This is a genomic window from Streptomyces sp. NRRL S-244 (assembly GCF_000717915.1).
Lineage (GTDB): Bacteria > Actinomycetota > Actinomycetes > Streptomycetales > Streptomycetaceae > Streptomyces.
The window spans coordinates 137,989-151,093 of the sequence record NZ_JOCX01000007.1 but is presented as its reverse complement, the minus strand read 5'-3'; the positions used below and the strand labels follow the sequence as shown (position 1 = coordinate 151,093).

Genomic DNA, 13,105 nt, shown 5'->3' with positions numbered 1-13,105 from the left:
CCCTCACACACCTGCCCGGGCGGGCCGTGCGACCCGGGAGGTCCAGATCCGCAGGTCGTCGGCCGAGGCTTCGGGCGCGTCGCCGCCCGGACCGGCCCAGGCTATGTATCCGTCCGGGCGGATCAGGTACAGCCCGCGCCCATAGGCCTCGTACGCACCGATCTGCGCGGTGCGCAGGCCCGGGAGCGGCGGGAGTCGCTCCGGCAGCGGAGTGTCGACGGCGAGCAGGGTGAAGTGGGGGCCTCGGTAGAGGTCGAAGAGCCGCAGCCCGTCGCGCTTGCCGTCGGGCGCGCGGTCTCCCGCGGTCAGGGCGTCGTCGGCCAGGCCGCTGCGTATCTCCCGGGTGAGTGAGGAGTTGCGCTGGTCGAGGCCGAGCTGGCGCGTGGCGGCGCCGCGCCCCTCCTCACCACGGTGGATGCGGGTGGACAGCCCCAGCATGGCGGCTGCATTGGGGAGGCGCTCCTCCTCGTACGTGTCCAGCAGCGCCTCCGGTGCTCCGTCGCGCAGTACGGCGGCGAGCTTCCAGCCCAGGTTGTAGGCGTCCTGGACGCTGGTGTTGAGCCCCTGGCCGCCCGCCGGCGAGTGGATGTGGGCGGCGTCTCCCGCGAGGAAGACCCTGCCGTCACGGAAGCGGTCGGCGAGCGCGGCGTTCACGGTGAAGTCCGATGCCCACAAGACCTCGGTGACTTCCTCGGCCGCTATGTGGGTGAACGCGGCGACCAGCGCACGCACTTCGTCCGCCGTGATCTCCTTGCCGACCGCTGCCGGCTGGGCCACGAACTGGAACTCCCGCGTATGCGGCAAGGGGCAGAGGGTGGCGAAGCCCGTGCCGCCCGCGGCGGGCGGGAAGATGTGCCAGTTGTCCCGGTCGAGCGTCGGTATGACCACGTCGGCCACGAGCATCGGGGCGGGGTCGATGCGCTCACCGGTCATCTTGATGCCGACGAGCCGGCGGACCGTGGACCGGCCGCCGTCGGCGGCGACGGCGTATCCCGCGCGGACGGACTCCGGGCTCCCGCCTCCCACCGGCATGAGGGTCGCGGTCACGGACTCGGCGTCCTGGGTGAGGCCGGTCAGCTCGACTCCGAACACGACGTCACCGCCCAGTTCGCGGAGCCGGTCGAGCAGGATCCGCTGAGTGCGCCACTGGGGCAGCAGCGCGGGCCCGGTGTAGGGCGCACCCTCGGTCGGTTCGACGTCCTCGAACATGCGGTACTCACCGACACGGGAGCCGCCCTGCCACGTCATGCCGATCGGCGCCCGGCCGCCCCATCGCGTGACCTCCCCCAGGACACCGAGGTCATCGAAGACCTCCAGGGTCCGGGGCTGGATGCCCTTGCCGCGGGAACCGGGAAACAGCTCCGGCGACCGCTCGACGACCAGGGCACGCACGCCTCGCCGGGCAAGGTCACAGGCCAGCACGAGGCCGGTGGGACCGGCGCCCACGATCAGCACATCGGTTCGGTCTTCTTGGTACTGCCGCTGGTTCATCGGTCTCCCCGTTCGCTCACTCCGCCATAGCCACTTAACAACGTTAAGGAGCCTCGTCCCGCAAGAGTGCCCTTAACGCTGTTAAGCTGTCAACGCCACGGAAGAGTGAACCGCCCCGGGAGACAGAGGCAGACGATGAACGGCAAGCCGCAGCAGACCCCGCCGCGCGTCCCGCCCCTGACCCGCCTGACCGTCGCCGAGACCGCGCTGCGGCTGCTGAACGAGGGCGGGCTCGACAAGCTCACCCTCCGCGCCATCGCGCAGGAGCTGGATGTGAAGGCGCCGGCGCTGTACTGGCACTTCAAGAACAAGCAAGAGCTGATCGACGAGATGGCCACGGAGATGTTCCGGCGCATGGTCACCAGCCCGGAGGAGACCGGGCCGGACGATGCCTCGGCGCCCTGGCGGGAGCGGATGCTGAGCGCCAATCGCCGGCTGCGCCGGGCCCTGCTCGCGTACCGCGACGGCGCCCGCGTGTTCACCGGCTCACGCTTCACCGGAACCGAGCACGCCGAACAGTCCGAGGCCTATCTGCGCGCCCTGCTGGCGCACGGGTTCGAACTGCCGCAGGCCGTACGGGCCATGGCGACCGCCTTCTCCTACACGCTCGGGTTCGTGATCGAGGAACAAGGCGTCCACCCCGCCCCGGGCGAGCGCCGGGACGGCTACGACGTGGCCGAGCGCGGCGAGCGCCTGGCCGACTACCCACTCGCCGCGGCCGCCGGTACGCACCTCTTCGAGGAGTACGACGAGCACTTCGAAGAGGGTCTGCAGATCGTCATCGACGGCATCGCCGCGCGCTACGCGATCCGCTGACCGCGGCGGCGCGGGCGCCGCTCGTCGCGGGTTACGGCACGTTCGACATGGTCTCGCAGCGCACCGCGATGTCGGCTCCGCCCGAGCCGTCGCAGCTGTCCTTCGCGTCCTCGCCCCCGTCGATGACGTCGTTGCCGCCCGCCGCCGCGTCCGGGGCGACGGGCGCGACCGGTGCGCCCTGCGCGGGCTTCGCCGCCGGGGTCGGGCGGCCCTGGCCGGCCGGGCGCGCGGGCTTGCCGTTCAGGTGCGCGGGCTTGCCGGTCAGGCCCTCGCCCTTGCCGTGCGCGGCGTGGCCCGAGTTGCTGTCACCGATGATGGTGTCCACGCCGGCTCCGCCCAGGAGTACGTCCTCGCCGTTGCCGGTCGCGGCGCCCTCGGCGGAGGAATCGCCGGTGAGGCTGTCGTCTCCGGCCCCGCCGTCCAGGACGTCCCTGCCGCCGCCGGTCGCGTTGATGCCGCCCCGGCTGTCGCCGATCATGGCGTCGTTCCCCGCCTCGCCGAACAGGACGTCGTCGCCCCCGCCCGACGCGCTGGAGCCGAAGGCCATGCTGTCGCCGCCCATGCGGTCGTCACCCGGCCCGCCGAAGAGGACGTCGTTGCCCCCGCCGTCCACGGCAGCCCTCGTCGAGAGCAGGTCGCCACGCATGAGATCCGCGCCTTCGCCGCCATCCAGCTGGTCGTTGCCGAGGCCGCCCGCGATCGTGTCGTTCCCGCCCAGACCACAGATCAGGTCGTCTCCGCCGAGACCGTCGATGGTGTCCGCCGCCGCCGACCCGATGATGACGTCGTTGCCCTCCGTCCCGGTGATCGTGCCCGACCCCGTGATGGTCGCGGGCTGCCCGAAGCAGGTGGCGTCGGCCGCGTGGGCGACCGCCGCCGGGGCCCCGAGGGAGAGCAACGCGGCTGCGGCCAACAGTGTGAGTGACTTACGGCAAGGCATACAGACCTCCGGTCGGAGTGCGCACAGCCGTTCCGGCTGTCCAGGGAACCAGGCTCGAATCCGTGGGGAACGTATGGCGCGAATGCCTCGAAAGCAATCAAATGCATAGCATTTTGTATGCCTTACGCTCGGTTGGCCCCGCTCCGGGCGGGGCCAACCGGCCCACACACCGCCGCACCGGCGCGAAGGAGCGGGCTGCCGGAGGGGCGCCTAACGTCGGAGTATGAGCGGGATCATCGTGGTGCACGAACTCGAGACGGCGGCGCCGAGCCACACGGCGGGCGGGCCGGCCCCCGGCGCCGGGGCTGCCGTACGCCAGGTCCATGCCGCCCCCGCGGCCCCGGGTACCACCACCGAGCCGGGCCCGCGAACACTGTGCGGCAGGGACACGTTCGCGATGCGAGCGGCGGCGCGGACCCCGTCCGGGGAGCCCGGCTCGCGGTGGTACCCGCCGGAGGAGCAGGGCCTCGTGTGCCCTTCCTGCGATGCCGCCATGGACGACGGCTGATCCGGCACCCGGGCGCGGTACAGCGCGTGCGCGCGGCGGGTGCCCGCGTGAAGCTTGAGGCCAGGTGACACGCAACCCCTCAGGAAGGGCCCGTCCTCATGCCGCTCACGCATCGCAAGGATCTCGGACTGCTCGCCCTGCGCCTGGGCGCGGGCGGCGTGCTGCTCGCACACGGGTCGCAGAAGCTCTTCGGATGGTTCGGCGGGGCCGGTATCGAGGGAACGGCCCGGGGCATGGAACACATGGGGTTCCTCCCGGGCCGGGAGAGCGCGATCGCGGCCGGGCTCGGCGAAGCGGGTGGCGGGGCGCTGCTCGCGCTGGGGCTGGCGACTCCGGCGGCCGGCGCGGCCGCCGCGGGCGCCATGGCCGGCGCCGCCGCCGTGCACGCGCCCGCCGGGTTCTTCGCCCAGGGCGGCGGCTTCGAGTACCCGGCCTTCCTCGGCTTCGTGGCGGCCTGCCTGGGCCTGTCGGGGCCCGGCCGCTTCTCGCTCGACCATGCCACCCGGCACCGGCTGGACCGGCCGGCCACGGTGGTGATGGCCTTCGCGCTCAGCGCGGCCGCGGCCACCGTCGTACTGAGCCGCCGGGCCGCGACGCTCGCCGCCGCCGAGGCGTCCGGCCCGGACACCGACAGCCGGACGGCCTAGCCTCCGTCGTCGATGCGTCGATGCGTCGATGCGCCGCTCGGCGGCGGAGCGGCTACCAGCCGAAGCGGCGGTCGACCTCCCGGGCGAACTCCTCGAACGTCAGCACGTTGTCGCCGTTCTTGTCGGCGGCGTCGAAGAGCGCGGACGAGGCGTCGACATCCCCCAGACCCCAGAACGGCAGGTCGCCGTTGGCGGCCAGCGTCGGGCCCTTCGTCCGCAGGGCGGTGATCACTTCCAGCCGGGTCAGGGTGCCGTCGTGGTTGAGATCGAGCGCCTCGAACAGTTTGCGGGCCTTCGCACTCATCGCGTACGTCCTTCCGGGAGGAATCGGCGGGCTGCCTGCCGCCAGCCTACGGCGCACCCCACCCGGGCCGACCGGGGGCGTACACCCCGAACCGAACCAGCAGCCGGAGGAATGAGGAATCAGGCGGATGAGCGAGACACCACCCCAGCACACCGCCGCGGAGCGGGCCGTCACCGTCCTGATGGCGATGGTGCCGTGCGGCGCCGACACCGCGCGGCAGATCCTGGGAGACACGGCCTGGGCCGCCGGCACGGGCCTCCGCGAGACGGCCGAGGCCGTGCTCCTGCTGGGAAGCGGCGGCAAGCCCCCGGCCCCTTTGGGCAGGGCCCTGGCGGACGCGATGGACGAGGCCCGCTCCGCCACCGAGCCCGTGACCCCGCCGTACACGCGACTGCTCCCCGACCCGCAGGCCATCGGCGAGCTGCTGAAGCGGCACCGGGCCCTGCGCCGCCGCGCACTGGCCGCGCCCCACGACCCGGCCGTACGCGATGAGCTCGACGACGCCACGTACACCCTGTGCATCTTGATGGGTCAACGGAACGCCTACACGGCACTCCGCTCGGCCGAACTCCTCCTCGGCACCGAGTGGCTCGGCACCACCGCAGCCCCGACAGGCGTCAACAAGGCGCCACAGGGCGCGACTTTCCGTAGTCGAGCTGCTACCTTTCGTGATCGCCAAGGGAAGTGATCACGCGTAGGAAGGTACGTCCATGAAGACGGTCGGGAACACGACCCGTGCACTGGCGTTCGCCGTGGTGAGTCTGCTGGCGGCGGCAGCCGTACCGGCCGGGCAGGTCTCCGCCGCGACGGGGCGGGCGGCGCAATGCCGCAACATCGGAACCTCGTTCACCGACAAGCTGATCCCCGGGCAGTGCATCAGCCACGGCGCCAACCGCCTGGAGATGCAGTACGACGGCAACCTGGTCCTCTACTCGGGCAGTCGGGCCTGCTGGGCGAGCGGCACCGACGGAACCGACGGGGTGTACGCCGAGTTCTCGGGCGACTGGAAGCCCGACTCCCCCTACCTTTCCCTGGAATCGCAGTTCGGGCAGCTCAGGAAGTACCGCGGGAAGTACACCGGACTGCACAAGACGGGCAACGTCAGCATCAACGGCAAGGGCGAGGTCTGGATCGCGTACGGGAAGCTCGCGGGCTGCTGATCATGGCAGTCAACGGGAAGCCGGCGCGTGGTGCGGCCGCGCTCGTCCTCGCGTGCGCCGTCCTGTTCGGGGCGCCTACGGCCGCCGGTGCCGTGCCGGTGCGGCCGGCCGACGCGTGCGTGGCCGGCGAGAACCTGGGCGAGATCGCGAACAACTTCATCTCGCGGTGCCGCAGGGGTTCCATCCGGCAGGCGTTCCCCGGGGAGCACTACGGGGACTCCCTCGGGTACATCCGGGGCTGCGGGCTCAAGTCCTGCCAGACGGCGTGGAAGCTGCTGAACGACAACCGGTTCAGGAAGTGAGGACGTACGTCGCCGTCCTCCTCTGCGCCGCCGAGGCTTCGGCCTCGACGGCCTCCGACGGCCAACCGCCCCTGTACCGGGAGAGCTTCGTCCTGCTGGCCGCCCGGAACGAGGACGAGGCCAGGCAGAAGGCCCGGGCCCACGGCGAAGGCATGGAGACGGACTACCGCAACGCGGAAGGTGAGCTGATCACCTGGACGTTCCGGCAGCTCGTGGACGTCGCGGAGGTACCGGACGACCGCGTGGGCGACGGAACGGAGCTCTACACGAGGCACTTCCGGAACCTCGCCGCCTACACGGCGTTCGAGCCCCTCCTCTCGGGCGAGGACCTCTGACGGTGAGACCCCTCGCACTGCGCCCCGCGGCGGCCGTCCGCACGAGCACCACCAGGCGGGCCCTGCTCGCCGGGTCGGTCGGCAATCTCGTCGAGTGGTACGAGTTCGGCGTCTACGGGAGCCTCGCCACCGTCATCGCCGCGAACTTCTTCCGGCACGAGGGGAGCAGCGGAGCCGAAGCGCTGGTGGCCACGTACGCCTCGTTCGCCCTCGCCTTCTTCTTCCGGCCCGTCGGCGCCGTGCTGTTCGGGCGGCTCGGCGACCGGCTGGGGCGGCGGCCCACCCTCATCGTGGTCGTCGGCCTCATGACCCTCGCCACCGTGACGATCGGGCTGCTGCCCACCCGCGCCGCCATCGGCGCTGCCGCGCCCTGGCTGCTCACCCTCCTGCGGGTGTTGCAAGGGCTCTCCGCGGGTGGCGAGTTCGGCGGGGCCGTCGCCCTCATGACGGAGTACGCGCCCGTGGGTCGCCGCGGCCTCTTCGGCGCCTGGCAGTCCTTCACCGTCGCGCTCGGCCTGCTCACGGGGGCCTGTACGGCCGCCGCCCTGGCGAGCGCGCTGCCCGCCGGAGCCCTGCACGCGTGGGGCTGGCGCATCCCGTTCCTGCTGGCCCTGCCGCTGGGTGCGGTGGCGCTGTGGCTGCGTACGGCCTTGGAGGAACCGCCCGCGCCACCGCCGCCACCGGCTCCCGCGGCGGACGCCCGTCCCGTCGGCCCCCGGGAGCTCGCGCGGGCCGTCGTCCTCGGCATCGGGCGGATCATGGGCTGGTCCGCGGCCGGGTACACCTTCCTCGTCGTCCTGCCGTCGTACCTCCAGGCGACCCTGGGCGCATCCCTGCGCGAGGCCCTGCTGGCCACCGCCCTCGCCAACGCCGGGTTCGCCGCCTCGATCCTGCCCGCCGGGGCGCTCAGCGACCGGATCGGCCGGCGCCCCGTGATACTGGGCGGGGCCCTCGGCGTCGTGGTGTTCGCCCTCCCCCTCCTCCACGTGCTCCAGTCCCCCGGCGCCTCGCCCTGGTTCAGGGCCGGGGCCGTACTGCTCGCGGGTGCGCTGGTCGGCCTGATGGCCGGACCGGGGCCGGCCATGCTCGCCGAAATGTTCCCGCGGCGGGTGCGCTGTACCGGGCTCGGACTGGCCTACGCCCTCGCCAACGCGGTGTTCTCCGGCTGCGCCGGGCTTGTCATCACCGCCCTGATCGCCCGGACGGGAGACACCTCCGTGCCCGCGTACTACGCCGCCGGCGCCTGCGCCCTCAGCTGCTTCGCCCTGCTGGGCCTGCGCGGCCGCGACCACCGGGAGCCGCTGCGATGAGGGTGATCGGGTTGATGTCGGGGACCTCGTACGACGCCGTCGACGCCGCGGCCGCCGATCTCGAACTCTCCGCCGAGGACGGCGCGCTGCACCTCGTCCCGCTGGGCATGGTCAGCGAGCCGTACCCGGCCGACGTACGGCAGGCCCTCGCCGCCGCCCTGCCGCCCGCGGCGACCACCCTGGCCGAGGTCTGCCGCCTCGACACCCGGATCGGGCAGGCCTTCGCGGCCGTCGCCGCCCGCGCCGACCGGGAACTGTGCGCGGGACGCGCCGAGTTGGTCGCCTCACACGGGCAGACGGTGTACCACTGGGCCGAGGACGGCCGGGTGCACGGCACGCTCCAGCTCGGCGAACCGGCCTGGATCGCGGAGCGCAGCGGCTGCCCGGTCGTCTCCGGGTTCCGGCCGCGCGACGTGGCGGCGGGCGGGCAGGGCGCACCCCTGGTCAGTCTGATCGACCTGATGCTCCTGCGCGGGCGCCCCGGCGTACCCGCCGCCCTGAACATCGGGGGGATCGCCAACGTCACCGTGCTGCCGGCGGGCGGCGGTCCCTTGGCGTTCGACACCGGCCCGGGCAACGCGCTGATCGACGCCGCGGTCCGTGAACTGAGCGCCGGGAAGCTCGCGTACGACGCGGACGGCGCGCTCGCCGCCGCCGGGCGCGTCCACGAGGCGCTGCTGGAGCGGCTGCTGTGCGGGGAGCCGTACTACCGGCTGCCGGCTCCCCGGACGACGGGCAAGGAGCTGTTCCACGCGGGCTACCTGCGGGCACGGCTGGCGGGGTTCGGCGAGCTCCGGCCGCAGGACCTCGTGGCCACCCTCACGCGTCTGACCGCCCGGACGGTGGCCGACGCCCTGCGCCCGCTCGGAACCACCGAGGTGTTCGTGTCCGGTGGCGGCGTACGGAACCCCGCGCTGATGGCGATGCTCCGCGAAGAGCTGGCGGGCGACACGGCCGGCACGGGCCGTACGGGCAGCACCGGTGGTTCTGCCCGTACCGGCAGCACGGCGGTACGCGGGTCGCAGGAGCTGGGGCTGCCCGCGGAGGCGAAGGAGGCCTACGCCTTCGCGGTGCTCGGATACCTCACCCTGCACGGCCTCCCGGGCAATGCCCCGGGGTGCACGGGCGCCGCGGGGCCGCGCCTACTCGGGTCGCTCACCCCGGGCAGCCGCCCACTGCGCCTTCCCGCGCATCCGGGCCGCGCCCCGCAGGCCCTGACCGTACGCGGGGCGGCCATCGCGCGGGCCGCCCGGTGACCGGCGTCCGGAAGGACCGGCCGGGGAACAGCGCGTCGGAAGGAAGGAACGTTCTCGTGCACCATCGGATCACGCGACACGCGGCCTCGGTACTGGCGGCGCTCGTACTCCTGCTGGAGCCGGCGGGGGCCGGGTCCGCCCGTGCGGCCGACAACCCGGCCCAGGTGGTCGAGGAGCAGCGGATCGACGACCGGACGCTCGATCTCACCGTCTCCTCGCCCGAGATCGACGCGCCGGTCAAGGTGCGGCTGCTGCTGCCGCCGGCCTGGTCCAAGACCGCCACCCGTACGTGGCCCGTCCTGTGGCTGCTGCACGGCGGACCGGGGGACCACACCGACTGGACCGCCAACACCCACATCGAGGAGCTGGCCGCCCCCCGGGACGTCCTCGTGGTGCTGCCGCAGACCAGCCCGTGCAGCGGGTACAGCGACTGGTACAACACCGGCAGCGGCGGCCCTCCGGCCTGGGAGACCTACCTGGTCGACGAGATGCGGCCGCTGCTGGAGAGCGGGTACCGCGCCGGTACGGTGCGTGCCGTCGCGGGGCTGTCGATGGGCGGGCTCGGCGCGATGAAGCTCGCCGCGATGCACCCCGGCATGTTCCGCGCGGTGGCCTCGTACAGCGGGGCGGTCAGCACGCTCCACCTGTCGCTCGACGGCGGGCTCTCCGGACCCGACCTGGTGAAGGGCGCAGGCGGCGCGTGCCACACCGACTGGCGGCGCATCTGGGGCGAGCCGGGGTTCCCGTACGACACCCTGGACCCGGCGGACGTACGCCAGCGCGGCGTGTGGGAGCGCAACGACCCGGTCCATCAGGCCGCCGGGCTGACCGGTACCGCGCTCTACGTCTCGTACGGCGACGGCACGGACGCCGGTACGGGCTGGCAGTGGGGCGAACCGCCGGCGAGCCCGACGCGCTGCACGAACCCGCTCCGCCACGGCACGGAGCGCGTGGAAGCGCTCATCCACGGCATGAACCAGGATCTGCTGCTGCGACTCGCCCAGCTCGGTATTCCGGCGGCGGTGTGCTCGTACCAGGGCGTCCACGCGTGGCCGTACTGGGAGCGCGAGCTGGTGTCCTCGTTCCCGATGCTGATGGCGGCCATCGGCGCCTGACCGGGCGGGCGCGGGCGCGCGCTCAGCGGCCGGCCGGGGGTTCGAGCAGCTCCGGGCCGTTGTTCCGTACGCTGTTGACCGCGGTGGACACCGCCCGTACGTCGAGGTGACCGTCGGACGGGGTGTGGAGCAGGGCCCGGAGGCCGTGGACGTCCTCGTGGGCGGGATCCAGCCAGGCGTCCTGGTCCTGCGCGGCCACGGCCAGGGGCATGCGGGGGTGGATGCGGCCGGCCGCGTCGGTGGCCTCGGTCGTGATGATCGTGGTGGTGAGGAGCCAGGCGGCCGGATCGTCCTCCTCGGTCACGGCCGGGTCGCGCCAGAACTCGTACAGCCCGGCCATGGCCATCACCCCGGCGTCCTGCGGAGTGATGAAGTACGGCTGCTTGTACGCCTTCGCCGTGGCGGTGGCGGCCACGGACTGCCACTCGTAGAAACCGTCGGCGGGCAGCAGGCAGCGGCGGCGGGTGAAGGCGCGGCGGTAGGCCGGCTTCTCGTGCACCGTCTCCACCCGCGCGTTGATCATCCGGGCGCCGCCGTTCGGATCCTTCGCCCAGGAGGGGACAAGGCCCCACCGCAGGGTGCGCAGCCGGCGCTCCACCTCCCCCGTCGTGCGGTCGGGGCGTTCGAGGACCGCCCACACCTCGTCGGTGGGGGCCACGTTCCAGCTCGGTGCCAGCGTCTCCCGGGGGTCCCAGCGGGCCTCGAACAGGCCGGCCAGGTCTTCGGGGGCGCGGCTGGAGGCATATCGACCGCACATGGCATCCACTGTCCCACCGCGAGGGCCCTTCCGGCTCGGCTCCGCACCGCGCCGCGCCGCCCGCCCCGCCGTGCCCCGCCGTGCCCCGCCGTGCCGTCACGTGACCGGCCGCCGTGCCGGCGCCGCGGGCGCGGGATTCAAGGAGGGGTACGTGCCCGCAGCCGCCGGGGCGGCCGCCCGGGCCGCTCACCGCGGACGGCCGCCGTCTCCAGGGTAGGCCGCAGTGCCGCCGCCCCGCTCAGCGACGGCCACCCGGGGCCCAGCTCGTCCGGGCGGCCCCCGGCCGCCCACCCCCGCCGGCCGAGGGCACGGTCGTCATGTGCGTCCCGAGCCGGGCCGGGGCGGGCCGGGGCGGGCCGAGCCGGGGCCTACGAGACGAATTCCTCGTCCCCGTAGCTCACCTTCGCCGTGTTCCAGTCCACCCCCAGGCCGGCCGTGAGGCGACGGGCCAGCGGGAGGTCGGCGAGCGGGGCGATCAGGATGAGGCGGCCGCCCGTGGTGACCGAGCCGCCGCCGAGGCGCTCGCGGGCCTCGGGGTCCGCGAGCAGTGCTTCGCGCAGGCGGGCCGCCGAGACGCCCGGGGCCTGGATCTCGACGGCGTCGGTGTCCGGTGAGGTGCGCGGCAGGCAGCGGAAGGTGAGCACCGACTCCTGGTGGTACTGCTTGCGGACGCCGTCGGCGATGTGGTGGAGCCCGTCGGCGCCGACCTTGTGGACATGGTGCTGCGCCGGCGGGCGCATCGGGATCACCGTAGGGCCTGCGGTGTGACTCCCGGGGCGGCCACGCTCCGCTTGGCCGATAACGAGCGGCAGGACCGTCCGGTCAGGTACGGGCCTGCGCGGGTACGGGACTGCGCGGGTACGGGTCTACGGCCTCATGGCCTGGCCGCCGATGTCGGCGGCGCCGTCGAGCAGTTCCTGCCACCACGACTCCACCTCGCGGTGGTTCATCGCGGCCCAGGCAGGGGTCTGCTCCACCTGCCCCCGGCCGAGGCGGCGGGCCAGGGCGACCATCTCCCGGCCTGCCGGACCGCGCGCGGCGTGGTATCCGCCCAGCAGCTCGGCCCAGGTGCCGGCCCGGCGCCACGCGTCCTCGAACGCGGTGGCGTCCTGGAGGGCCTTGGCCACCCCGCTCGTGTTGTGCGGGCGCACCACGGTGGCCGCGTCGCCCGCGAGCAGCAGGCGCCCGGCCGTCGTACGCGCCGTCTCGAGGTCGTAGATGGGCTGGACGTAGGTGTCCGCGGGCTCCGTCATGCCGAGCACCCGCGCCCAGTGGGGCGGGAACTCCCGCTCCAGCAACGTGCGCAGGTGTGCGGTGAGTTCCTCGGTCACCCGCCCCGGCGGGAAGCTCGTCGGGTCGTCGAACGGCAGTCGGCCGCTCCGCGGAGGCATGGCGTACAGGACCCAGTTCACCCGGGGGCCGTCCGGTCCGGGGGTGGGGTAGATGACGCAGCTCCCGCCGTTGAAGCAGACGGTGGTCACCGCGTCGGAGGGCACTCCGTCGTCGCCGAGCGCGGCCGGCCCCCGGGCGTCGAGGTTGCCCCGCCAGCAGACGTAACCGGCGTAGACCGGCCGGGAACCGGGGCAGACCGCCTCGCGCACCACCGAGCGGTACCCGTCGGCGCCGACGACCAGGTCGAACGGCTCGGCGGTCCCGTCGGCCAGCCGTACCTCGGCCCGCTCGCCCGTGCCGGCCACGCCCGTCACCGCCGCGCCCTGCCGGTAGACCACCGAGGCGGGTGTCGCCTCCCGCAGCCCGCGCCACAGCAGGCCCCAGTGGTACGAGTGGAAGGGGAAGGGCTGTTCCCAGAACACCCGCCCGGCCGGCCCGGCCGCCGCGTCGTCCCGGACGATCCAGCGGCGCCGCGTCAGCCGGTGCGCCGCGATGCCGGCGGGCAGCGCGCCGGTGGCGGTGAGTTCGGCGGCCCGGCCGTCGTGGATGCACAGCCCCAGGCCCCGGTCCGCCAGCCGTCCGTGGGTGCGCTCCAGCACCACCACCTCGTCGGCGCCCGCCCGGGCCGCCGCCGAGGCCAGCGCGCAACCGGCGACGCTCCCGCCCACCACCGCGACCGTACCGCCCCGCATGTCTGCTCCCTCCGCGTGAACTCCCGGAGCCCGCCACCCTACTGAGAAATCTCCCGTGGGGGTGGCGGGTTCGTCCGCGA

At 73.7% G+C, this 13,105-nt stretch carries 16 protein-coding genes; 10 read left to right on the top strand and 6 right to left on the bottom strand.

Going from position 1 to position 13,105, the window contains the following annotated elements:
- Nucleotides 1–3 precede the first annotated feature (3 nt).
- Entirely contained in the window at nt 4–1,491 is a 1,488-nt protein-coding gene (locus IF02_RS0110705) for an FAD-dependent monooxygenase (RefSeq protein WP_037835996.1), read from the bottom strand.
- Between the two features lie 135 nt (nt 1,492–1,626).
- On the opposite strand from IF02_RS0110705, the gene IF02_RS0110700 reads away from it, so the two are divergent.
- On the top strand, nt 1,627–2,307 hold the full coding sequence (locus tag IF02_RS0110700; RefSeq protein WP_051696117.1) for a TetR/AcrR family transcriptional regulator: 681 nt from the start codon (nt 1,627–1,629) through the stop codon (nt 2,305–2,307).
- Nucleotides 2,308–2,338: 31 nt separating this feature from the next.
- On the opposite strand, the gene IF02_RS0110695 is transcribed toward IF02_RS0110700, so the two are convergent.
- On the bottom strand, nt 2,339–3,220 hold the full coding sequence (locus IF02_RS0110695) for a calcium-binding protein (RefSeq protein WP_051696116.1): 882 nt from the start codon (nt 3,218–3,220) through the stop codon (nt 2,339–2,341).
- Nucleotides 3,221–3,470: 250 nt separating this feature from the next.
- Here IF02_RS0110695 and IF02_RS0110690 point away from each other — a divergent pair, with 250 nt between their 5' ends.
- A complete protein-coding gene (locus IF02_RS0110690) occupies nt 3,471–3,755 on the top strand; it encodes a hypothetical protein (RefSeq protein ID WP_030155662.1) in 285 nt (94 codons plus the stop codon).
- Nucleotides 3,756–3,853: 98 nt separating this feature from the next.
- Nucleotides 3,854–4,402, top strand: coding sequence for a DoxX family membrane protein (locus tag IF02_RS0110685; protein WP_030155660.1), 549 nt, complete (start codon nt 3,854–3,856; stop codon nt 4,400–4,402).
- A 52-nt stretch (nt 4,403–4,454) separates the two neighbouring features.
- Here the strand turns inward: IF02_RS0110685 and IF02_RS0110680 are convergent, their stop codons facing one another.
- A complete protein-coding gene (locus IF02_RS0110680; RefSeq protein ID WP_030155659.1) occupies nt 4,455–4,706 on the bottom strand; it encodes an EF-hand domain-containing protein in 252 nt (83 codons plus the stop codon).
- Between the two features lie 127 nt (nt 4,707–4,833).
- Here IF02_RS0110680 and IF02_RS35450 point away from each other — a divergent pair, with 127 nt between their 5' ends.
- From IF02_RS35450 to IF02_RS0110645, 7 genes are read left to right on the top strand one after another with little or no spacing between them, the layout of a single operon-like run.
- Nucleotides 4,834–5,394 (top strand): DUF5133 domain-containing protein, encoded by a 561-nt coding sequence (locus IF02_RS35450; RefSeq protein WP_037835993.1) that lies wholly within the window; start codon nt 4,834–4,836, stop codon nt 5,392–5,394.
- Nucleotides 5,395–5,416: 22 nt separating this feature from the next.
- The gene (locus IF02_RS0110670; RefSeq protein WP_030155655.1) at nt 5,417–5,866 is read left to right on the top strand and encodes a hypothetical protein; all 450 of its coding nucleotides are present in this window, start codon (nt 5,417–5,419) and stop codon (nt 5,864–5,866) included.
- 2 nt (nt 5,867–5,868) lie between these two features.
- Nucleotides 5,869–6,168 carry a hypothetical protein gene (locus tag IF02_RS34760; RefSeq protein ID WP_030155653.1) on the top strand — a complete coding sequence of 100 codons (300 nt, stop codon included), beginning with the start codon at nt 5,869–5,871 and terminating at the stop codon, nt 6,166–6,168.
- Nucleotides 6,165–6,503: a DUF4288 domain-containing protein gene (locus IF02_RS34755; protein WP_030155652.1), complete on the top strand. Its 339-nt coding sequence runs from the start codon at nt 6,165–6,167 to the stop codon at nt 6,501–6,503. Before IF02_RS34760 ends, IF02_RS34755 begins: the two co-directional genes overlap by 4 nt.
- Nucleotides 6,500–7,813 (top strand): MFS transporter, encoded by a 1,314-nt coding sequence (locus IF02_RS0110655; protein ID WP_420708126.1) that lies wholly within the window; start codon nt 6,500–6,502, stop codon nt 7,811–7,813. Before IF02_RS34755 ends, IF02_RS0110655 begins: the two co-directional genes overlap by 4 nt.
- Nucleotides 7,810–9,069: an anhydro-N-acetylmuramic acid kinase gene (locus IF02_RS0110650; RefSeq protein ID WP_030155649.1), complete on the top strand. Its 1,260-nt coding sequence runs from the start codon at nt 7,810–7,812 to the stop codon at nt 9,067–9,069. Before IF02_RS0110655 ends, IF02_RS0110650 begins: the two co-directional genes overlap by 4 nt.
- Before the next feature lie 56 nt (nt 9,070–9,125).
- The gene (locus IF02_RS0110645; RefSeq protein WP_030155647.1) at nt 9,126–10,184 is read left to right on the top strand and encodes an alpha/beta hydrolase; all 1,059 of its coding nucleotides are present in this window, start codon (nt 9,126–9,128) and stop codon (nt 10,182–10,184) included.
- A gap of 22 nt (nt 10,185–10,206) precedes the next feature.
- Here the strand turns inward: IF02_RS0110645 and IF02_RS0110640 are convergent, their stop codons facing one another.
- From IF02_RS0110640 to IF02_RS0110630, 3 genes are all read right to left on the bottom strand, one after another.
- Nucleotides 10,207–10,941, bottom strand: a complete 735-nt coding sequence (locus tag IF02_RS0110640) for an SOS response-associated peptidase (protein ID WP_030155645.1) — start codon at nt 10,939–10,941, stop codon at nt 10,207–10,209.
- 368 nt (nt 10,942–11,309) lie between these two features.
- The gene (locus IF02_RS32330; protein ID WP_234318157.1) at nt 11,310–11,681 is read right to left on the bottom strand and encodes a hypothetical protein; all 372 of its coding nucleotides are present in this window, start codon (nt 11,679–11,681) and stop codon (nt 11,310–11,312) included.
- 126 nt (nt 11,682–11,807) lie between these two features.
- Nucleotides 11,808–13,025: an FAD-dependent monooxygenase gene (locus IF02_RS0110630; protein ID WP_030155642.1), complete on the bottom strand. Its 1,218-nt coding sequence runs from the start codon at nt 13,023–13,025 to the stop codon at nt 11,808–11,810.
- Between the last annotated feature and the right edge of the window lie 80 nt (nt 13,026–13,105).